Origin of the sequence: Streptomyces sp. NRRL S-646 (genome assembly GCF_000720765.1) — a bacterium.
Lineage (GTDB): Bacteria > Actinomycetota > Actinomycetes > Streptomycetales > Streptomycetaceae > Streptomyces.
The window spans coordinates 261,110-280,836 of the sequence record NZ_JODC01000002.1 but is presented as its reverse complement, the minus strand read 5'-3'; the positions used below and the strand labels follow the sequence as shown (position 1 = coordinate 280,836).

Sequence of the window (19,727 nt, the reverse complement as noted above, 5' to 3'; positions counted from 1 at the left end):
CCGGTGCTCCACCGCGCCCGTGAAGGGGCGCGGGGCTGTATCCATTTGCGGCTCCGCCGCGGGGCGCGACAAGCCCCCACCGGCCCGCAGGTTGATCACCGTGCTCTCAGCGGAGCGCTCAGCTCCTCCGGCAGATGGAACCTCGCCAGGATCGCCTCCGTCCCCGTCGGCACCCGGCCCGGGGTGGCCAGGGACACCAGCACCATGGTGAGGAAGCCCAGCGGCACCGACCAGAGGGCGGGCCAGGCCAGTAAAGCGTGCAGCGGGCCCGTGCCCGGGAAGCCCGCCATCGTGGCGGCCACCGCCACGAACGCCGAACCGCCGCCGATCAGCATGCCTGCGGCCGCGCCCGGCGGGGTCAGCCTGCGCCACCAGATGCCGAGGACGAGCAGCGGGCAGAAGGACGACGCGGACACGGCGAAGGCCAGCCCGACGGCGTCGGCGACCGGAAGCCCGCCGACGATGACGCTGGCGGCGAGCGGTACGGCCATGGAGAGCATCGTGCCGAGCCGGAAGTGCCGTACGCCGCGCGTCGGCAGGACGTCCTGGGTCAGCACCCCGGCCACGGCCATGGTCAGTCCGGACGCCGTGGACAGGAACGCGGCGAAGGCGCCGCCCGCCACCAGCGCGCCCAGCAGGTCGCCGCCCACGCCGCCGATCAAGCGGTCGGGCAGCAGCAGGACCGTGGCGTCCGCGTCGCCGGTGAGGGTGAGTTCGGGGGTGTAGAGCCGGCCGAGGGCGCCGTACAGGGGCGGCAGCAGGTAGAAGGCGCCGATCAGGCCGAGCACGGCCACGGTGGTGCGGCGGGCGGCGACGCCGTGCGGACTGGTGTAGAAGCGGACGACGACGTGCGGCAGGCCCATGGTGCCGAGGAAGGTGGCGAGGATCAGCCCGTACGTGGCGTACAGCGGGCGTTCCTCGCGGCTCGCGGCCAGGGAGGTCGACATGCCGCCGTTGGTGCCGCGGTCGGCGGTCGGGACGGTGGTGCCCTTGGCGAAGGTCAGCCGGGTGCCCCGCTCGATGTGGTGGGTGCCGGCGGGGAGTTGGATCCGCCGGCCGTCGTGGGTGCGGCCGTCGACCGTGCCGGTCACGGTGACGGTCAGCGGCCGGTCCAGTTTCAGGTCGAGGCTGTCGTCGACGCGTACGACGCGCTGCTCACGGAAGGTCGCCGGCTCCTCGAAGGCATGGCGAGGCGCGCCGTCACCCTGCCAGGCCAAAACCAGGAACAGGGCGGGCACCAGCAGGGCGGTGAGCTTGAGCCAGTACTGGAAGGCCTGCACGAAGGTGATGCTGCGCATCCCGCCGGCAGCGACCGTGGCGACCACCACGACGGCCACGATCACCCCGCCGAGCGAGTCGGGCGCACCGGTCAGCACCGTCAACGTCAGCCCGGCACCCTGCAGTTGGGGCAGCAGATACAGCCAGCCGACACCGACAACGAACGCCCCGGCCAGCCGCCGTACCGCATACGAGGCCAGCCGGGCCTCGGCGAAGTCGGGCAGCGTATAGGCGCCGGAGCGGCGCAGCGGGGCGGCGACGAACAGCAGCAGGACCAGATAGCCGGCGGTGTAACCGACCGGGTACCACAGCATGTCGGGGCCCTGCACCAGGACCAGGCCCGCGATGCCCAGGAAGGAGGCGGCGGAGAGGTACTCGCCGCTGATGGCGGCCGCGTTGAGGCGGGGGCCGACGGTGCGGGAGGCGACGTAGAAGTCGGAGGTGGTACGGGAGATGCGCAGCCCGAAGGCGCCGACCAGGACGGTTGCCACGACGACGAGGGCGACGGCGGGGACGGCATAGCTGGAGTTCATTGCCGCACCGCTACCGATCTTCCACGAGGCGTACGAAGTCTCGTTCGTTCCGCTCGGCGCGCCGGACGTACCACAGGGCGAGCAGGACCATCGGGGCGTAGAGGCAGAAGCCGAGGATCACCCACTCCAGGCGGCGGGCGTGCGGTGTGGCGGCGAAGACCAGGGGCAGCGGGCCGATCAGCAGGCCGAGGAAGGCGAACACCGCGAGTGCGGCGCGGAGTTGGGTGCGCATGAGGGAGCGGACGTAGGTGTGGCCGAGGGTGGTCTGTTCGTCGATCTCGGTGCGCGGGCGGTAGTAGCCGGAGGCGCGGCGGGTGCGGCGGGGCGGGCCGGTGACGACGACGCGGCGCTCGGCGGGATCCTGGTGGGGCACGGTCACGGCCTCCTCATCAGCAGGTCCCGCAGTTCGCGTGCGTGGCGGCGGCTGACCTGCAGCTCCTCGGCGCCGACCAGGACGCTCACCGTGCCCGCGTCCAGGCGCAGTTCGCCGACGTGGCGCAGGGCGACCAGGTGGCGGCGGTGGATGCGGACGAAGCCGCGGGAGCGCCAGCGTTCCTCCAGGGTGGACAGCGGGATCCGTACGAGGTGGCTGCCCTTGTCGGTGTGCAGGCGGGCGTAGTCCCCCTGGGCCTCGACGTGGGTGATGTCGTCGACGGCGACGAAGCGGGTCACACCGCCGAGTTCGACCGGTATGTGGTCGGGGTCGGGCTCGTGCACGGGGATGCGTGGGGCGGCGGCACCGGTGAGTTCGGCGGCCCGGCGGATGGCCTCCGCGAGGCGTTCCTTGCGGACGGGCTTGAGGACGTAGTCGACGGCCTTGAGGTCGAAGGCCTGCACGGCGAAGTCCTCGTGGGCGGTGACGAACACGACAAGCGGCGGCTGGGCGAAGCCGGTCAGCAGCCGGGCCAGGTCGAGGCCGTCGAGGCCGGGCATGTGGATGTCGAGGAAGACGACGTCGATCGCCTCGGGACCGCCCGGACCGGACTGGAGCGCCCGGTTGATGCGGCGCAACGCCTCGGTCGCGTCGCCTGCGCCGTCCGCGCTGCCGATGCGGGGGTCCGCGTTCAGCAGATACAGCAGTTCCTCCAGCGAGGGGCGTTCGTCGTCGACGGCGAGGGCGCGCAGCATGAACCCGGAGTGTAGGTGGAATCCGTACGCGTGGACATGCGCCGTGGTGTGGACGTTCCTGCTGGATACAGTGCCGACATGAACAGCAGGCCGGCCCCCTTCGACGAGCTCGACCGGAAGATCATCACCGCGTTGATGGCGAACGCCAGGACGAGCTTCGCCGAGATCGGTGCGGCCGTCGGGCTGTCGTCCACGGCGGTCAAGCGGCGGGTGGACCGGCTGCGCGACACGGGCGTGATCACCGGGTTCACTGCCACGGTGCAGCCTGCGGCGCTGGGCTGGCGCACGGAGGCGTACGTCGAGGTGTACTGCGAGGGCGCGGCCCCGCCGCGGCGGCTCGCGGAGGTGGTCCGCAACCATCCGGAGATCACGGCGGCGATGACGGTGACGGGCGGCGCGGACGCGCTGCTGCACGTACGGGCGCGGGATGTGGACCACTTCGAGGAGGTCCTGGAGCGGATCCGCATCGAACCCTTCATCCGCAAGACGATCAGCGTGATGGTGCTGTCCCATCTGCTCCCGGAGAGCCCGGAGGCCGGCGCCACCCAACCTGCCCCCGAATAAACGTCCGAACGCGCAGCAGGACTGCGTAGAACCGGCGCAAGACGCAGCATTCCTGCGCGGACACGCAATTCTTGTTCCTTGTCGCCCGACTCCGTCACTTCCTACCTTGGTGTCAACCCACCCTCGACACCGCAGGAAGCGGAGGAACCCCTCTGTGTCCGATTCCCGTGTGCCGCGCCTACGGCGCTTCCTCGTCTGCGAACCCAGACATTTCGCCGTGCAGTACGCGATCAACCACTGGATGCAACCCGATGTCCGCGTCGACGTGGACCTGGCCCAGGAGCAGTGGCAGTCGCTGATCGGCGCCTATCGGGCCCACGGTCACACCGTCGACACCCTGGAGCCGGCACCCGGTCTCCCGGACATGGTCTTCGCCGCGAACTCGGCGGTCGTCGTGGACGGCCGCGTCTTCGGCGCCCTCTTCCACGCGCCCGAGCGGCGCCCGGAGTCCACGCACTACGACACGTGGTTCAAGGCGGCCGGCTTCGACGTCCACCGCCCCGAGGCCGTCTGCGAGGGCGAGGGCGACCTGGTCTGGACGGGGCGCTACGTCCTGGCCGGCACCGGATTCCGTACGACCCGCGAGGCGCACCGCGAGGTGCAGGAGTTCTTCGGCCACCCGGTGATCAGCCTGACGCTGGTCGACCCGCGTTTCTACCACCTGGACACCGCGCTGTTCGTCCTCGACGACGACAACATCTCCTACTACCCGGAGGCGTTCTCGCCGGGCAGCCGCGAAGTGCTGGCGCGGCTGTATCCGGACGCGGTGCTCGCCACCCTCGACGACGCGCTGGCCTTCGGCCTCAACTCCGTCTCCGACGGCCGCAACGTCTTCATCGCGCCCCAGGCCGAGTCCCTCGCCACCGCTCTCGCCGACCGCGGCTATGTCCCCGTGCCCGTCGACCTGTCCGAGTTCCGCAAGGCAGGCGGCGGCATCAAGTGCTGCACTCAGGAGATCCGTTCATGACCGCTCCCGTGACCACGCGTTCGTCCGCCGAGCTGATCCGCGCCGAGGAACCGGTCCTGGCGCACAACTACCACCCGCTGCCCGTGGTCGTCGCGCGCGCCGAGGGCACCTGGGTGGAGGACGTCGAGGGCCGCCGCTATCTCGACATGCTGGCCGGCTACTCCGCCCTCAACTTCGGCCACCGCCACCCGGCGCTCGTCCAGGCCGCCCACGACCAACTGGACCGCCTCACGCTCACCTCCCGCGCCTTCCACAACGACAGGCTGGCCGAGTTCGCCGAGCGGCTGGCCGAGCTGACCGGCCTGGACATGGTGCTCCCGATGAACACGGGCGCCGAGGCGGTCGAGTCCGGCATCAAGGTGGCCCGCAAGTGGGCGTACGAGGTCAAGGGCGTCCCCGCCGACCGGGCGACGATCGTGGTCGCGGCGGAGAACTTCCACGGCCGTACGACGACGATCGTCAGCTTCTCCACGGACGAGACGGCACGGACCGGCTTCGGCCCCTTCACGCCGGGCTTCCGGATCGTGCCGTACAACGACCTGGCGGCGCTGGAGGCGGCGGTCGACGAGACGACCGCGGCCGTACTCATCGAGCCCATCCAGGGCGAGGCGGGTGTCGTCATCCCCGACGACGGCTATCTGACCGGCGTACGGGAGCTGACCCGCCGCAAGGGCTGTCTGTTCATCGCGGACGAGATCCAGTCGGGCCTCGGCCGCACCGGCCGCACCCTCGCCGTCGAGCACGAGGGCGTCGTCCCGGACGTGCTGCTGCTGGGCAAGGCGCTGGGCGGCGGCATCGTCCCGGTCTCCGCGGTGGTCGCCCGCCGCGACGTGCTCGGCGTGCTGCGTCCGGGTGAGCACGGCTCGACGTTCGGCGGCAACCCGCTGGCGGCCGCGGTCGGCACGGCCGTCGTGGAGCTGCTGGAGACGGGCGAGTACCAGCGCCGGGCCGCCGAGCTGGGCATGGTTCTGCGCGGTGGCCTGTCCGCCCTGGTAGGCAAGGGAGTCGCCGGCTTCCGCGCCCGCGGCCTGTGGGCCGGTGTCGACGTCGACCCGGCCATCGGCACCGGCCGCGAGATCAGCGAACGCCTCCAGCGCGAGGGGGTCCTGGTCAAGGACACCCACGGCTCCACCATCCGGCTGGCGCCGCCGCTGACGATCACCGGCGAGGAGCTGGAGTCCGCGCTCGGGGCACTGGAGAAGGTCCTGGGTTCGTGACCGGAGTGGGGGGCGGTGGGAGTCCGCCCCCCACTTTTCTCTGCGTCCTCACCGGTTGCCCGGAGGGTGAAGATGGGGACAAGAGGTGGTAGACCACTCTCAGCGACAGAGAGGTCGGCCGTGGGCACTGACGAGGAGCAGGCCGCTGCCCGGCAGCGGTTCGACGTGGCCGATGCCGCGCCTCTGCTGCTCGACGCCCAGGGCGTGGTGACCAGCTGGACCCGGGACGCCCGGCGGCTGCTGGACTACACGGCCTCCGAGGTGGTGGGCACCCCGGTCGGCGGACTGCTGGCCGCGGAGGATGCCGCACGGGTGCCCGAGGTCGCCGAACGGTGCCGCCGGGACGGCGGCTGGGCGGGACTGCTGACCGCCCGGCGCAAGGACGGGCACCAGGTCCGGGTGATGGTCCGGATCACTCCTGCGGTGGGGCCCGGCGGCGGGGCGCACTGGCTGGTGCTGCTCTCCGACATGGGCGGGGCGCGCGGCTGGGACATGAGCCGTGCGGTGCTGGAGCAGATGGTGACCGGCTCCCCCGTCGGCATAGCGATCGTGGACGCGAATCTGCGGTGCGTCTGGTCGAACGCGGCCCTGGAGCGGTTCGGCGGCGGCTCCCCCGGAGAGCGGCTGGGGCGGCGGCTGGCGGAGATCCAGCCGGGCATCGACTCCGAGGGCATCGAGACACAGATGCAGCGCGTGCTGGAGACCGGGCGGCCGGTTGTCGGGTACGAGCACGTCGGCCATGTGCGCTCCGCACCGCTCCGGGAGACGGCGCACATGATGTCGTTCACCCGCCTCGACGACGACCACGGCCACCCGATGGGTGTCTACTACACGGTCGTCGACATCACCGAGCGGCACCGCGCCCGGCAGCGGCTGGCCCTGCTCGACCGGGCCGGCGAGCAGATCGGCCGCAGCCTGGACATCGTGCGGACCGCTCAGGAGCTGGCCGACGTGGCCGTGCCGGGCTGCGCCGACTTCGTCTTCGTCGACCTGCTGGAGTGGGTGCTGCGCGGCGCGGAGCCCCCGGCCGGACCGCTCAGCCCCACGGAGGCGGTGCCCCTGCGGCGGGCGGGGCACCAGTCGGTGAACCCCGGCGTTCCCGAAGCCGTCGTGGAGATCGGCGCGGTGGCCACCTATCTGCCCGGATCGCCCCCGATCCGGTGCCTGGCCACCGGCCTGTCCTGGCGTGAGGAGCGGCTCGACCCGCTGGCCAGGGAGTGGGCCACCGACCTGCCCGGCGACCGGACAGCCACGTTTCTGGAACTGGGGCTGCACACCGTGATGATCGTGCCGATCCGCGCGCGGGGCGTCACGCTGGGCGTCACCACGTTCTTCCGGCGCCGGCGTCAGGAGCCCTTCGACGAGGACGACCTGAGCCTGGCCGAGGACCTGGTCTCACGGGCGGCGGTCTGCGTGGACAACGCCCGCCGCTACACCCGCGAACGCAATGCGGCTCTGGTGCTGCAGCGCAGCCTGCTCCCCCGCCGGCTGCCCGATCAGGACGCCGTGCAGGTGGCCGCCTGCTACCGGCCGGCCGACGAGCTCACCGGCCTGGGCGGCGACTGGTACGACCTCATCCCGCTGTCCGGCGCCCGCGTCGCCCTCGTCGTGGGGGAGGTACCGGGCCACGGCATCGACGCCGCCGCGGCCATGGGACGCCTGCGGACCGCCGTACGCACCCTGGCGGCGCTGGACCTGCCGCCCGAGGAGGTGCTCGCGCATCTCGACGACCTGGTCGCGCGCACCGGCTGTGAGGAGGGCGGCGAACCGGACGCTCCGGACGACGTCGACGCACAGGTCGCCGGGGCCGGCTGTGTGTACGTCATCTACGACCCCGTCGACGGGCAGTGCACGATGGCCGCCGCGGGCCACCCCGCGCCCGCCGTCGTCATGCCCGACGGCAGCGTCAGCTTCGTGGACCTGCCGCAGGGGCCGCCGCTCGGCGTCGGCGGGCGGCCCTTCGAGGCCGTGGAGCTGGCCCTCGCCGAGGGCAGCACGCTCGCTCTGCACACCGACGGACTGCTGGCCGGCCCTGACGACGGCCGGCCCGTCGACGCGGACCGGGACCGGCTGCGCCGGGCCCTTGAGCGGCTTGCGCCCTCGCTCGACCTGCGCTGCCGGGCCGTGGTCGACGCACTGATCCCGGACCGCCCGGACGACGACGTGGCGCTGCTGATGGCCCACACCAGGCTCCTCGGTGCCGACCAGGTCGCCGACTGGGACCTGCCCGCCGACCCGGCCGTCGTCGCCGACGCCCGCAAGGAAGCCACCCGGCAGCTGACCGAGTGGGGTCTGGAGGAGCTGGCCTTCACCACGGAACTCGTGGTCAGCGAGCTGGTCACCAACGCCATCCGGCACGCCGAGGGCCCCATCCGGCTGCGCCTGATCAGGGAACGCGCCCTGATCTGCGAGGTCTCCGACGGCGGCGCCACCGCACCCCACCTGCGTCATCCGCGCACCACCGACGAGGGCGGCCGCGGCCTGCTGCTGGTCTCCCAGTTCACCCAGCGATGGGGCACCCGCTTCGTTCCCGAGGGGAAGGTCATCTGGGCCGAGCAGTCCCTGACGGAACCCCCGACCTGACACACCGGTACCGCACATACGTCGCATCACGTGGGAAAATGGCGTGAACCCGGCAGTGAGGCGGTGGCCATGAACGATGGGGCGATCGACTACGCGGCAGTGTTCCAGTGCCTGCCGGGAATGGTGGCGCTGCTGACACCCGAGCTGGTGTACGCGGACGCCAACGAGGAGTACCTGCGGACGGCGGGGCGCACCCGCGAGCAGGTGGTCGGCCGCTATCTGTTCGACGTCTTCCCCGACAACCCGAACGACTCCACCGCCTCAGGGATGCGCAATCTGGCGGCCTCGCTGCAGCGGGTCCTGGAGACCGGCGAACGCGACGCCATGGCCCTGCAGCGCTACGACGTCGAGAGCCCCGACCGGCCCGGTGAGTGGGAGGAGCGCTACTGGAGCCCGGTCAACGCCCCGGTACCCGGCCCGGACGGGAAGACGGTGCTGCTGGTGCACCGCATCGAGGAGGTCACCGAGCTGATCAAGGCCAGGGGCGGCCCACGCGGCAGCCGGGCCCGGGTGCTCGAGGCCGAGCTGTACACCCGGGCCCGCGAACTGCAGGACCTCAACGAGCGGCTGCGGCAGGCCCACGCCCGCGAGCGCGAGGTGGCCATTGCACTGCAGGAGGCGATGCTGCCCGCCCGCCCGCAGGCCGGCCACCGGCACGCCGCCGTGCGCTACCGGCCCGCCGTCGGCTCGCTCAACGTGTGCGGGGACTGGTACGACCTGGTCGACCTGGTGGGCGGCCACCGCATCGGCGTGGCGGTGGGCGACGTGGTCGGGCACGGTCTGGCGGCCGCCGGGGTCATGGGCCAGCTGCGCAGCGCGCTGAGCGCCGCCTCCCGGGTCGCCGAGGGGCCGGGCGAGGCGCTGAACGTCCTGGGCCGGTATGCGAACGTGGTCGACGGCGCCGAATCCGCCACCGCCGTCACCACGTTCATCGACTTCGACGAGCACACCATCACCTACAGCAGCGCCGGGCACCCCCCGCCGATCCTCGTTCATGCCGACGGCCGTATCGAGTTCCTCGACCAGGCCACCGACCCGCCGCTCGACGCCCGCCCCGACCCGATCCCAAGGCCCGAGGCCTGCACGCGGTACGCCGAGGGTGCCACCCTCGTCCTGTACACCGACGGCCTGATCGAACGCAGACGCGAGGACATCGACACCGGCCTGGCCCGCCTCGCCGACTCCCTCGCCCGCCACCGCACGGACGATCCCGAACGGCTGGCGGACGCGGTGCTGCTGGAGCTGCTGCCGCCGGGAGGTGCGACCGACGACACCGCCCTGGTCATCGTGCGACTGTGAGCGCTCAGACGCGGCGACGCGCCGCAAGGGCCGCGCGTCCGCCAGCAGTTGAGCGCGATCGCGCCATGATGTGTCATCAGGTTGCTGTCTACCAGTCGGTAACTGGAGGCTGGTGCGGCAGTTGTCCCCACGCGCGCGACGCGGCGTCCGCCGTGTTCCGGCGAACTGCGCCTGCACATAGACTGGCGATCCCACGACACGCCGGTTGACCTGCTGGAACGCGGCGGCACAGGCGATCCGCCGGAGTGAGGAGCGACCTTTTGTTCTACTACGTGCTCAAATACGTGTTGCTGGGACCTCTGCTGAGACTGGTCTTCCGGCCTCGCATCGAAGGCCTGGAACACGTACCGGCCGAAGGCCCGGCGATCGTCGCCGGCAACCATCTGTCCTTCTCGGACCACTTCCTGATGCCGGCGATCCTCAAGCGCCGCATCACCTTCCTCGCGAAGAAGGAGTACTTCACGGGGCCCGGCATCAAGGGCCGCCTCACCGCGACCTTCTTCCGCAGCGCCGGGCAGATCCCGGTCGACCGCACCGGCAAGGAAGCAGGCCAGGCCGCCATCCGCGAGGGCCTCGGCGTGCTGAGCAAGAACGAACTGCTCGGCATCTACCCCGAGGGCACCCGCTCGCACGACGGCCGCCTCTACAAGGGCAAGGTCGGGGTGGCGGTGATGGCGCTGAGGGCCCAGGTGCCCGTCATCCCCTGCGCGATGATCGGCACCTTCGAGGCACAGCCGCCCGGCAAGGTCATCCCGAACATCCACCCCGTCGTCATCCGCTTCGGCAAGCCCCTCGACTTCTCCCGCTACGCCGGCATGGAGAACGAGAAGGCGATCCTGCGCGCCATCACCGACGAGATCATGTATGCCATCCTGTCGCTGTCCGAGCAGGAGTACGTCGACGAGTACGCGGCCGTCGTCAAGGCACAGCAGACCGAGGCGGCCGGCGCCGCGGAGAAGGAGCGCCGCTTCCCGCGGATGCCGCTGGGCTAGGACGAGCTGAGCACGAGCAAGGGGCGGCCGGAGTGTTCCGGCCGCCCCTCACTTCGTACCGCTGCCGGTTACGGCTTGGGCGTGGCGTGCGGGGTGCAGGTCACGTCCGCGGCGTCCAGCTTGCCGCTCAGGAGGTAGTCGTCCACCTTCTGGTTGATGCACGGGTTGACCAGGCCGGTCACACCGTGCGAGCCCGCGTCCTTCTCGGTGATCAGGCGGGAGCCCTTGAAGCGGTGGTGCAGTTCGACGGCGCCGTCGTACGGGGTGGCGGCGTCATGCGTGGACTGCACGATCATGACCTGCGGCAGACCCTTGTGGGTCTTGACGTTCACGGGGCTCTGCTGCTTGACCGGCCAGGTGGCGCACGGCAGGTTCATCCAGGCGTTGGCCCAGGTCATGAACGGGTAGTTCTTGTTGAGCTCGGTGTTGTCCTTGTCCCACTTCTTCCAGCTGGTGGGCCACTTGGCGTCGGTGCACTCGACGGCCGTGTAGACGGCGTTGCCGTTCTCCGCGGTGATGTTGCCCGCGGTGTCGGACATGTCGGGGGCGGCCGCGTCGACCAGAGCCTTGGTGTCACCGGCGAAGTACTTGCTGAAGGCCGTCGCGACCGGCACCCACGAGGAGTCGTAGTACGGGGCGCTCTGGAAGAAGGAGATCAGCTCGGCCGGGCCGACGACCCCGCCGAGGGGGCTCTTCTTGGCGGTGGCGCGCAGCTCGACCCACTTCGCCTGGACCGCGTCGCGCGTGGTGCCGAGGTGGAAGGTGGCGTCGTTGGCGGCGACCCAGTCCTCCCAGTCCTTCCAGCGGCCCTCGAAGGCGACGTCCTGGTCCAGGTTGGCCTGGTACCAGATCTTCTCCCGCGACGGGTTGACGACGCTGTCCACGATCATGCGGCGCAGATGGCCGGGGAACATGGTGCCGTAGACGGCGCCGATGTAGGTGCCGTAGGAGACGCCCAGGTAGTTGAGCTTCTTCTCACCGAGCGCGGCACGGATCACGTCCAGGTCGCGCACCGTGTTCGGCGTGGTCATCTGTCGGAGCATCGCCTTGCCGCTGCGCTCGGCACAGCCCTTGGCGTACTCGGCGGCCAGCTTGCGCTGGGCCAGCTTGTCGGCCTCGGAGTCCGGCACCGGGTCGGCCTTGGGCGCCTTCACGAACTCCTGCGGGTCGATGCAGGAGATCGGCGCGGAGTGGCCGACACCGCGCGGGTCGAAGCCCACGAAGTCGTACGCCTTGGCCACGTTGGCCCAGATCGGGTTCTTGTTGGTGACCCGCGTCGGGAAGCGCATACCGGACGCGCCGGGGCCGCCCGGGTTGTAGACGAGGGCGCCCTGGCGCTCCTCCTTGGTCCCCGTGTTGCCGATGCGGTCCACGGCGAGCTTGATCTGCTTGCCGTACGGCTTGGCGTAGTCGAGCGGGACGCTGACGTACCCGCACTGGATGGGCTTGGCGAACCCCCAGTCGGCGGGGCAGTCCTGCCAGTCGATCCCGGCCTTCGCCGCCCGCTCGGCCGCGATGGCGGCACCGCGGGCCTCCCGGTCCTGCCCGTGCCGCGAGCCCGCGGTCGCGCTGGCACTCGGCGCCGCGACGGCTCCGGCTATGAGCGTCGCCGCGGCGAGCACTCCGGCCGAGCCGAGCGCGGTGGCCCGCTTATTTCGTCTCATATCCCTCAAGTGGGACCTCCCCCAACGTCATTGCGAATGTCAGGAGGATCCTTTCGGCTGTGTACATGCCGAGAACAGGGGTTGTTGACCTTCTTTACCAATCCGATAAACGGTGACCCTTGTCCCGCTCAGCGGAAACTCACGCGACGGCAGCCAGCGCCTCGTCCAGCACCCGCCGCAGCCGCAGGGCATCGGCCGCCACGGCGCTGACGAGCACGGCGGGACCGGCGAGCGGCATCACCACGGCACCCTCACCCAGCACCCGGGCCGCCACGGGCTGCACCCCGAACTCCGGCCGTACGACGACCAGTTGCCCCACGGCCCGCTGCCCGCCCAGCACGGCCGGGCCGTCCCACCCGCCCGGCGCCCCGGGCCCGCAGGCCAGCTCCTGGTCGAGGAGCACCCGCCCCTCGACACACACCGTAAGACGACTGGTCAGCCGCCCGGGTTGCTCGCCGGCCCGCCCGAGCACCTGTTCCTCGCGCAGCACGAGCCGGGCGGCACCGCCGAGCTCGACCCGCGTCCTGACGTACAGATCACTCCCGTGGGCGGAGATCAACTGCTCGGGCAGCCACTCCAGTTCACCCCCGTCGGCGACGTCGAGCCGCACGTCGTAGCGTGCCTCGCCCTTGGCCTGCCCGGGCAGCGCGATGGTGGCGGCGGCCGATCCGACCCGCAGCCGCGCCCCGTTCCCCACCTCGGCCTCGACGGCGAACTCGTCCCCGCCGAGCGGCCCGCTCATCGCCCCGACGAGCATGACCCGCGCCTCGGCGCCACTGCCCCGCGTCCGCCGCAGCGCCAGCGGCCCTTCTCCCTCCAGCACGGGCAGCGCCGTACCGCCTCGCCCGTCGTCCCGGGCGACGATCCGAGCGGTGGCCCGCACCCCGTTCACGGTCAGGCCGTCCACGCGGCGAGCTGCGCCCGCACCCAGCCGGCGACGTCCGTCACCCCGGCCTCGTTCCTGAGCGACTGGAAGACGACGGGCAGTTCGGCCCGCTGCGCCTTGGCGTCGGCGGCCATGCGCCCGAGATCGGAGCCGACATACGGCGCAAGGTCGGTCTTGTTGACGACGAGCAGATCGGCCGTGGTCACCCCCGGCCCGCCCTTCCGCGGAATGTCATCGCCACCCGCAACATCAATGACGAAGATCTGGGCGTCGACAAGCCCCTTGGAGAAGGTCGCGGTGAGATTGTCCCCACCGGACTCGACCAGGATCAGATCCAGCGGCCCGACCTCGTCCTCAAGATCCTCCACCGCCTCCAGGTTGGCGGAGATGTCGTCCCGGATCGCGGTGTGCGGACAGGCCCCCGTCTCCACGGCAGTGATCCGCTCGGGCGGCAACACGGCTTCCCGGAGCAGGAATTCGGCGTCCTCGCGGGTGTAGATGTCATTGGTCACGACGGCGAGGGAAAGCTCGTCGCGCAAGGCCCGGCACAACGCCGCAACGGTGGCGGTCTTGCCCGACCCCACGGGCCCCCCGAGCCCGATCCGCAGGGCCCGCCGTGAACCGTCGGGACGACGGGCGTCGGCGCTGACGGCGCCGGGGCCGTCGTGGTGGTGTTCCAGATGCATGGCTATGGCTCCAAATTTCAGCCCGTCCGGTGCGACTTCAGCCCGTCCGGTGTTTGAGGACGAGGCCGTTCAGGCCGATACGGGGGTCTGGGGGCAAAGCCCCCAGGTTCGGGAATGGGAAGGGCCGGCGGGGGCGAGACCGCTACGAAGCGAACAGCCGCACAGCCCAGGCGGCATGCACCTCCGCAGAGATTTCCAGCAGGGGCGCAGAAGCCGCAGGCAGGGCATCAACCCCGTCGTCGGCAACACCCCGCGCCGCCTCCACCGCCCGATCTGCGACACGATCCACCTCCGGCGCCAGCCGAGCCAGCACCCCCGTGGCATCAAACGGATCAAGACTCAACAACCGCACCGTCGCACTCGCCGGCCCGCTCACACTCTCGTACGCCGCGCAGTAGGCCGCATCCACGGCCTCCAGTCCCGCCGCCCGAGCGGCAACCCCGAGCACCACCGCCTGATGCGCCCCCTTGGGGAACTCCCGTGCCAGAGCGTCGAGTTCACCCGAGGGCCAGGCAGCCCGGGCCGCCCGCATCAACTGCCGCCCCAGCTTCCGCCCGGCGACCCGCAACGCAGGCGACGGAGTCCGCGCATCCGCGGCCGCATCCAACGCCACGGGTTCCACGCCGAGCACGGCGGCGGCCGCCAGCGCGGCCGAGACCAGCCCCGCCGTGTGCAACCGCCCCCGGCAGAAGGACTCCAGGCTCGCGGCCCCACTGATCCGCCCGGCCTTCACCGCCGCCTCGGCCCCGCCGGAGTGCGCATGCCCTCCGGCGGGAAAGCGCCCGTCGGCCAGTACAAGAAGCGCAGCCCTGGACATCAGAAGAGGAAGTACCGCTGAGCCATGGGCAGTTCGGCGGCAGGAGTGGCTTCAACCAGCTCCCCGTCGATATGCACGGCAAAACTGTCGGGATCGACCTGCACCCGGGGCCGCGCGTCGTTCTCCCGCATGTCGGCCTTGGTGACCCCACGCGTCGAGTCGATCGCGACGAACCGCTTCCCGAGCGAGAGCCGCTCCGGCAGCCCGTCCTCGATGGCGAGCGGCGCCACGAAGTTGAAGGAGTTCGAGGCGGGCGCCCGCCCGATCGCCCCGTACATCGGCCGCGGCAGGATCGGCTGCGGCGTCGGGATGGACGCGTTGGCGTCGCCCATCTGCGCGTAGGCGATCTGCCCGCCCTTGACGACCAGGTGCGGCTTGACCCCGAAGAACGCGGGCTCCCACAGCACGAGGTCGGCCAGCTTGCCGGTCTCCACCGAACCGACTTCACGGGCAAGCCCCTGCGCGAGCGCCGGATTGATCGTGTACTTGGCCACGTACCGCCGCACCCGCCGGTTGTCCGCGCGCCCGTCACCCGGCAGCGCACCCCGCCGCCGCTTCATCACATGCGCCGTCTGCCAGGTCCGCATGATGACCTCGCCGACGCGTCCCATGGCCTGGGCGTCCGACGAGATGATCGAGATGGCGCCCAGGTCGTGCAGGATGTCCTCCGCGCCGATGGTGGACGGCCGGATCCGCGACTCGGCGAAGGCCAGGTCCTCCGGCACCGCCGGGTTGAGGTGGTGGCACACCATCAGCATGTCGAGGTGTTCCTCGGCGGTGTTCACGGTGTACGGCCGCGTCGGGTTCGTCGAACTCGGCAGTACGTGCGGCTCGGAGACGACGGTCATGATGTCCGGCGCGTGCCCGCCGCCCGCGCCCTCCGTGTGGTACGCGTGGATGCCGCGCCCGGCGATCGCGGCGAGCGTGTCGCCCACGAACCCGGCCTCGTTCAGCGTGTCCGTGTGAATGGCGACCTGGACACCCGTCCGGTCGGCCACGGTCAGCGAGGCGTCGATGACGGCGGGCGTCGAGCCCCAGTCCTCGTGCAGCTTGAGCCCCAGCGCCCCGCCGCGGATCTGCGACAGCATCGCCTCCTGCGAGACGGTGTTGCCCTTGCCGAGGAACCCGATGTTGAGCGGGTACTGCTCCATCGCCTCCAGCATCCGCGCGAGATGCCAGGGACCGGGCGTGACCGTGGTCGCCTTGGAGCCCTCGGCCGGACCGGTGCCGCCGCCCACCAGCGTCGTGACACCCGCGGACAGCGCCTCGTCGGCGATCTGCGGGCAGATGAAGTGGACGTGCGCGTCGACGGCGCCGGCGGTCAGGATCCGCCCGTTGCCCGCGATGACCTCGGTCTCGGGGCCGATGACCAGGTCGGGATGGACCCCGTCCATGGTGTCCGGATTGCCGGCCTTGCCGATCCCGGTGATCCGGCCGTCGCGGATGCCGACGTCGGCCTTGACGATCCCCCAGTGGTCGATGATCACCGCACCCGTGATGACCGTGTCCGGGGTGCCCTCTGCGCGCGTGGCACGCGACTGGCCCATGGACTCGCGGATGACCTTGCCGCCACCGAACACGGCCTCCTCACCGGCGAGTCCGGGTCCGCCGGAACGATCCTCCTCGATCTCGACGATCAGATCCGTGTCGGCGAGCCGGATGCGGTCACCGGTGGTGGGGCCGAACAGGTCGGCGTACGCGGCACGCGAGATCTCAGGCATCGAGGGCACCTCCGGTCTCCCCGCGCAGCCCGGGCACCACACGGGCGCCGGCGAGCGGGACGAGTTCGACGTCGACGGGGATCCCGGGCTCGAAGCGCACGGCCGTACCCGCGGCGATGTTGAGCCGCTTGCCGCGGGCGGCGCCGCGGTCGAAGTCCAGGCCGGGGTTGGCCTCGGCGAAGTGGTAGTGGGAGCCGACCTGGACGGGCCGGTCGGCGGCGTTGAGGACGGTCAGGCGGGTGACCTCGCGGCCCTCGTTGTAGGCAACGGGCTCGTCCGCGAACAGGATCTCGCCGGGAATCATCGAGGCCCCCTCAGACGATCGGGTCGTGGACGGTGACGAGCTTGGTGCCGTCCGGGAAGGTCGCCTCGACCTGGACGTCGTGGATCATCTCGGGGATGCCCTCCATGACGTCGTCCCGGGTGAGGAGCTTGCGCCCGGAGGCCATGAGCTCGGCGACCGTACGACCGTCACGGGCACCTTCGAGGATGTGCGACGTGATGAGGGCGACCGCCTCGGGGTGGTTGAGCTTGAGCCCGCGGGCCCGGCGCTTCTCGGCCACGTCGGCCGCCACGTGAATGAGCAGCCTCTCTTGCTCGTGCGGGGTCAGTTGCACGTCCCACCTCACAGTCCTCACCCGGACCGTGCGGGGTCCGGTTGCCGCAGCCACGGGGCAAAGTCCCTGGTGGCGTGGATCGGCAGGCTAGTTGGACCGAGTTTCAAGCAAGTTAACCGAGCCGTGATCCTGCACGCTCATCAACGCCCGTAGACCGTCCCGCAGGATGTCGCTGGAGGCGGGCCCGAACAGGGCCTGCTGCGCGAGGAAGCCCATCGCGGCGGCCATCATCGTGCGGGCCACGTCGTCCGGGGACACGTCCGACCGCATCATCCCGGCTTCCTGGTACGCCTCGACGATCCGCCCCCAGGTCTCCCGCACCGCGCCATAGCCCTCGCGGAGAAGGACAGCGAGCTCGTCATTGCGGAGGGTCTCCGCCCACACCTGGATGACCAGCCCCGCAAAGGCGGGCCGCCCGTCCACGGTCAACGACTCCTTGGTCGCGAGGACGCGGCTGAGCACCGACGACACCAGGAGGTCCGGAGGCGGGGGCGGGCTGCTGCAGGCCTCCTCCTCGAAGCCCTCGTGGACCTGGCCGAGCACTTCCGCGACGATCGCGGCGATGAGCTCCTCCTTGCCGCTGAAGTAGCGGTAGACGGCACCCGCGGAGAGGTCCACCTCCTTCAGCACGTCCTGCATGGACGTGGCGTGGAAGCCGTTGCGTGCGAAGCACAGGGCGGCGCCGTCGAGGATCTGCCGGCGTCGGGCGTCGAGGTGTTCCTGGGATACACGAGCCATGACGCAAACGTAAAACGAACGTTCCTTCTTGACAAGCCATGGTGATGGCGGGACCGTGAGGGCACAACTAAAACGAACGATCCTTCTTTTTTGCGGCTCCCCGTCGCACCCCGCCGCTTCCGTCGATCCCGAGAGGACCGTCATGTCCACCGCATCCGCTACCCCCACGAGGGCACACCGCCGCCGCCTGGTCGCGGTCGTCGTCCTCGCCCCGCTCCTCGCCGCCCTGGCGTTGTGGGCCTTCGCCTGGCCCGCCGCCCGCACCGCGCCCCGCGACCTGCCGCTCGGCGTGGCCGGCCCCACGGCCGCGACGGCCCAGATGGAGAGGCAACTGGAGCAGAAGCAGGGCGCGTTCGAGATCCACCGCTACGCCGACGAGTCCGCCGCGCGGGACGCCATCGAGGACCGGACCGTATACGGCGCCGTCGTCGTGACGCCGCAAGGCCCTGAGCTGCTGACCGCGTCGGCCGCGAGCCCGACGGTCGCACAACTGCTGCAGCAGGCGGTGGGCCGGCAGGCCTCCGCCGAGGGCAGGCAGATCCGGACGGTCGACGTCGTGGCGGCGCCGGAGAACGACCCTCGCGGCGCGGCCCTGAACGCCGGCGTGCTGCCCCTGGCCCTGGCCGGGATCGCTGCGGGCTCGGTGGCAACCATGGCGGGACTGCGCGGTCTGCGCGCCGTGGCCGCGCTGATCGGGGCCGCCGCACTGGTCGGCGCGACCGCGGCCGGCATCGCGCACAGCTGGCTCGGGGTGCTCACCGGCAACTGGTGGGCGGAGGCCGGCGTACTGGGCCTTGCGACCCTGGCCGTGAGCGCCGCGGTCGCCGGACTCGGCGCCCTGTTCGGCCAGGCCGGCATCGGGATCGCCGCGGGCGCCGTGATGCTGTTCGGCAACCCCTTCTCGGGTGCGCCCTCGGCCCCGCAGATGCTGCCCGAGCCGGTCGGCAGGATCGGCCAGTGGCTGCCGCCTGGCGCGGGGACGACCCTGCTCCGCTCGGTGTCGTTCTTCGACGGCGCGGCGGCGACCGGCCCCGCCCTGACGCTCACCTGGTGGGCCTCGCTGGGCCTGGGCGCCGTACTGCTCGGCAAGGCACTCAAGGCGCGCGCGCAGGCCACCGAGCCCGTCACCGAACGAAACCTCGCGCCTGTCGGCTGACCATCCGTCGCACCGAGCCGACCGTGCACCCCTGCTGTAGCGGACGGGGGTGCACGGTCTTTGCGTCTCTACGAGGCGCCGGTCCCCCGATGGTGCGCCGCGATGCCGAAGCGCTGCTGTTCGCGGGGAGCGGACGCCACCTCGCGGACGGTGGAGACCGCGCTGATCACCTGCTCCTCGGCAGGCTCCGGGAGTTCCTGGAGCTCCTCCAGCCGTTCCAGGTCAGCGGCGGAGACCAGGGCGACGAGGGGCTTTCCGTGCCGTGTCACGACGACGCGCTCACCGCCGTACACCACCCGGTTGATCAGGTCGGCGAGCTCAGCCCTGGCTTGCGTCACCGGAATCTCGTAGGCCATGCCCCTAGCTTACGGGGCGTCCGTGGAGTCCGTCAGTTCCACTGGGCGCAAGGAAAGACCAGGTCAGACGCCTCTCGGCTGCCGCCTCACATACAGTCCGTGAGATATGTGTGAGAGGCGGCAGCCGTCTGTCAGCCCTACTCCTCCGCCTTGGCCGGGCATCGCGTCCTGCCGGTCGACGACTGCGTCGTGCCCTTGCCGGTGACGGTGAGCTCACCGCCACACTCGCGGCACCGCCACCTCCGCTGGTCATCCATGTCAACCTCGCAAACGTCCACGTCCACCTCGTGACCGAGTGACGCAAACCACTCCAATCCGGCCTTCGCGCGAATCGCCCACCACTCGGCGTAATCGGCGGTGGGCCTTCGGGAGCCACAGCCCACCGGCGCTTCGCCGAGTGGTCAACGGCCCGGGTATGGGCGAAGGGGCAGCCGTCAAGGCCGCCATCAGAGACCGTGATCCGCGCGATGGCCCGTCGCCTCCCCGTCCGCCTCGGTGACCTTGGCCATCGCGTGGGCGGGCGTC

19 protein-coding genes are annotated in these 19,727 nt (G+C 71.2%); 7 read left to right on the top strand and 12 right to left on the bottom strand.

Annotated elements, in window-relative coordinates; genetic code table 11:
* Window positions 1–95 precede the first annotated feature (95 nt).
* Genes IH68_RS0103820 through IH68_RS0103810 form a run of 3 tightly spaced genes read right to left on the bottom strand, consistent with a single transcriptional unit; the run spans window position 96 to window position 2,939 of the window.
* The gene (locus IH68_RS0103820; RefSeq protein WP_030928250.1) at window positions 96–1,811 is read right to left on the bottom strand and encodes a cation acetate symporter; all 1,716 of its coding nucleotides are present in this window, start codon (window positions 1,809–1,811) and stop codon (window positions 96–98) included.
* A 10-nt stretch (window positions 1,812–1,821) separates the two neighbouring features.
* Window positions 1,822–2,190, bottom strand: a complete 369-nt coding sequence (locus IH68_RS0103815) for a hypothetical protein (RefSeq protein ID WP_420718970.1) — start codon at window positions 2,188–2,190, stop codon at window positions 1,822–1,824.
* The gene (locus IH68_RS0103810) at window positions 2,187–2,939 is read right to left on the bottom strand and encodes a LytR/AlgR family response regulator transcription factor (protein ID WP_030928244.1); all 753 of its coding nucleotides are present in this window, start codon (window positions 2,937–2,939) and stop codon (window positions 2,187–2,189) included. The genes IH68_RS0103815 and IH68_RS0103810 overlap by 4 nt, the downstream gene beginning before the upstream one ends.
* A 78-nt stretch (window positions 2,940–3,017) precedes the next feature.
* Here IH68_RS0103810 and IH68_RS0103805 point away from each other — a divergent pair, with 78 nt between their 5' ends.
* The 6 genes from IH68_RS0103805 (at window position 3,018) to IH68_RS0103780 (ending at window position 10,561) form a co-directional block, all read left to right on the top strand.
* Window positions 3,018–3,503, top strand: coding sequence for an Lrp/AsnC family transcriptional regulator (locus tag IH68_RS0103805; protein ID WP_030928241.1), 486 nt, complete (start codon window positions 3,018–3,020; stop codon window positions 3,501–3,503).
* A gap of 154 nt (window positions 3,504–3,657) precedes the next feature.
* Window positions 3,658–4,470, top strand: a complete 813-nt coding sequence (gene ddaH, locus IH68_RS0103800; protein ID WP_030928238.1) for a dimethylargininase — start codon at window positions 3,658–3,660, stop codon at window positions 4,468–4,470.
* A complete protein-coding gene (rocD, locus tag IH68_RS0103795) occupies window positions 4,467–5,687 on the top strand; it encodes an ornithine--oxo-acid transaminase (protein WP_030928236.1) in 1,221 nt (406 codons plus the stop codon). The genes ddaH and rocD overlap by 4 nt, the downstream gene beginning before the upstream one ends.
* 120 nt (window positions 5,688–5,807) lie before the next feature.
* Window positions 5,808–8,270 carry a SpoIIE family protein phosphatase gene (locus IH68_RS0103790; protein WP_030928235.1) on the top strand — a complete coding sequence of 821 codons (2,463 nt, stop codon included), beginning with the start codon at window positions 5,808–5,810 and terminating at the stop codon, window positions 8,268–8,270.
* Between the two features lie 69 nt (window positions 8,271–8,339).
* Window positions 8,340–9,569: a PP2C family protein-serine/threonine phosphatase gene (locus IH68_RS0103785; protein WP_030928234.1), complete on the top strand. Its 1,230-nt coding sequence runs from the start codon at window positions 8,340–8,342 to the stop codon at window positions 9,567–9,569.
* Window positions 9,570–9,829: 260 nt separating this feature from the next.
* Window positions 9,830–10,561, top strand: coding sequence for a lysophospholipid acyltransferase family protein (locus IH68_RS0103780; RefSeq protein WP_030928233.1), 732 nt, complete (start codon window positions 9,830–9,832; stop codon window positions 10,559–10,561).
* Window positions 10,562–10,629: 68 nt separating this feature from the next.
* On the opposite strand, the gene IH68_RS0103775 is transcribed toward IH68_RS0103780, so the two are convergent.
* The 8 genes from IH68_RS0103775 to IH68_RS0103740 all read right to left on the bottom strand — a co-directional run bounded on the left by IH68_RS0103775 (window position 10,630) and on the right by IH68_RS0103740 (window position 17,690).
* Window positions 10,630–12,225, bottom strand: coding sequence for an alpha/beta hydrolase (locus IH68_RS0103775; RefSeq protein WP_107057395.1), 1,596 nt, complete (start codon window positions 12,223–12,225; stop codon window positions 10,630–10,632).
* A 139-nt stretch (window positions 12,226–12,364) separates the two neighbouring features.
* A complete protein-coding gene (locus tag IH68_RS0103770; protein WP_030928231.1) occupies window positions 12,365–13,132 on the bottom strand; it encodes an urease accessory protein UreD in 768 nt (255 codons plus the stop codon).
* The gene (gene ureG, locus IH68_RS0103765; RefSeq protein WP_030928230.1) at window positions 13,120–13,797 is read right to left on the bottom strand and encodes an urease accessory protein UreG; all 678 of its coding nucleotides are present in this window, start codon (window positions 13,795–13,797) and stop codon (window positions 13,120–13,122) included. Before ureG ends, IH68_RS0103770 begins: the two co-directional genes overlap by 13 nt.
* A 142-nt stretch (window positions 13,798–13,939) precedes the next feature.
* On the bottom strand, window positions 13,940–14,614 hold the full coding sequence (locus tag IH68_RS0103760) for an urease accessory protein UreF (RefSeq protein WP_030928227.1): 675 nt from the start codon (window positions 14,612–14,614) through the stop codon (window positions 13,940–13,942).
* The gene (locus IH68_RS0103755; protein ID WP_030928224.1) at window positions 14,614–16,335 is read right to left on the bottom strand and encodes an urease subunit alpha; all 1,722 of its coding nucleotides are present in this window, start codon (window positions 16,333–16,335) and stop codon (window positions 14,614–14,616) included. Before IH68_RS0103755 ends, IH68_RS0103760 begins: the two co-directional genes overlap by 1 nt.
* Window positions 16,328–16,639 carry an urease subunit beta gene (locus IH68_RS0103750; protein WP_030928222.1) on the bottom strand — a complete coding sequence of 104 codons (312 nt, stop codon included), beginning with the start codon at window positions 16,637–16,639 and terminating at the stop codon, window positions 16,328–16,330. The genes IH68_RS0103755 and IH68_RS0103750 overlap by 8 nt, the downstream gene beginning before the upstream one ends.
* Before the next feature lie 10 nt (window positions 16,640–16,649).
* The gene (locus IH68_RS0103745) at window positions 16,650–16,952 is read right to left on the bottom strand and encodes an urease subunit gamma (RefSeq protein WP_010355509.1); all 303 of its coding nucleotides are present in this window, start codon (window positions 16,950–16,952) and stop codon (window positions 16,650–16,652) included.
* Between the two features lie 87 nt (window positions 16,953–17,039).
* Complete coding sequence (locus IH68_RS0103740) at window positions 17,040–17,690, bottom strand: TetR/AcrR family transcriptional regulator (RefSeq protein WP_030928219.1); 651 nt, start codon at window positions 17,688–17,690, stop codon at window positions 17,040–17,042.
* A 142-nt stretch (window positions 17,691–17,832) separates the two neighbouring features.
* On the opposite strand from IH68_RS0103740, the gene IH68_RS0103735 reads away from it, so the two are divergent.
* Window positions 17,833–18,846 carry an ABC transporter permease gene (locus tag IH68_RS0103735; protein ID WP_030928217.1) on the top strand — a complete coding sequence of 338 codons (1,014 nt, stop codon included), beginning with the start codon at window positions 17,833–17,835 and terminating at the stop codon, window positions 18,844–18,846.
* Window positions 18,847–18,914: 68 nt separating this feature from the next.
* Here IH68_RS0103735 and IH68_RS0103730 read toward each other — a convergent pair whose 3' ends face one another.
* Window positions 18,915–19,202: a type II toxin-antitoxin system Phd/YefM family antitoxin gene (locus tag IH68_RS0103730; protein ID WP_030928215.1), complete on the bottom strand. Its 288-nt coding sequence runs from the start codon at window positions 19,200–19,202 to the stop codon at window positions 18,915–18,917.
* Window positions 19,203–19,727: the final 525 nt, after the last annotated feature.

What these genes read in the sequence shown, in the direction of transcription:
- IH68_RS0103760 (WP_030928227.1), bottom strand. Translation starts at nt 14,614, where the DNA reads ATGTCCAGGGCTGCGCTTCTTGTACTGGCCGACGGGCGCTTTCCCGCC.
- IH68_RS0103810 (WP_030928244.1), bottom strand. Translation starts at nt 2,939, where the DNA reads ATGCTGCGCGCCCTCGCCGTCGACGACGAACGCCCCTCGCTGGAGGAA.
- rocD (WP_030928236.1), top strand. Translation starts at nt 4,467, where the DNA reads ATGACCGCTCCCGTGACCACGCGTTCGTCCGCCGAGCTGATCCGCGCC.
- IH68_RS0103730 (WP_030928215.1), bottom strand. Translation starts at nt 19,202, where the DNA reads ATGGCCTACGAGATTCCGGTGACGCAAGCCAGGGCTGAGCTCGCCGAC.
- ureG (WP_030928230.1), bottom strand. Translation starts at nt 13,797, where the DNA reads ATGCATCTGGAACACCACCACGACGGCCCCGGCGCCGTCAGCGCCGAC.
- IH68_RS0103775 (WP_107057395.1), bottom strand. Translation starts at nt 12,225, where the DNA reads ATGAGACGAAATAAGCGGGCCACCGCGCTCGGCTCGGCCGGAGTGCTC.
- IH68_RS0103820 (WP_030928250.1), bottom strand. Translation starts at nt 1,811, where the DNA reads ATGAACTCCAGCTATGCCGTCCCCGCCGTCGCCCTCGTCGTCGTGGCA.
- IH68_RS0103740 (WP_030928219.1), bottom strand. Translation starts at nt 17,690, where the DNA reads ATGGCTCGTGTATCCCAGGAACACCTCGACGCCCGACGCCGGCAGATC.
- IH68_RS0103755 (WP_030928224.1), bottom strand. Translation starts at nt 16,335, where the DNA reads ATGCCTGAGATCTCGCGTGCCGCGTACGCCGACCTGTTCGGCCCCACC.
- IH68_RS0103785 (WP_030928234.1), top strand. Translation starts at nt 8,340, where the DNA reads ATGAACGATGGGGCGATCGACTACGCGGCAGTGTTCCAGTGCCTGCCG.
- IH68_RS0103750 (WP_030928222.1), bottom strand. Translation starts at nt 16,639, where the DNA reads ATGATTCCCGGCGAGATCCTGTTCGCGGACGAGCCCGTTGCCTACAAC.
- IH68_RS0103735 (WP_030928217.1), top strand. Translation starts at nt 17,833, where the DNA reads ATGTCCACCGCATCCGCTACCCCCACGAGGGCACACCGCCGCCGCCTG.
- IH68_RS0103805 (WP_030928241.1), top strand. Translation starts at nt 3,018, where the DNA reads ATGAACAGCAGGCCGGCCCCCTTCGACGAGCTCGACCGGAAGATCATC.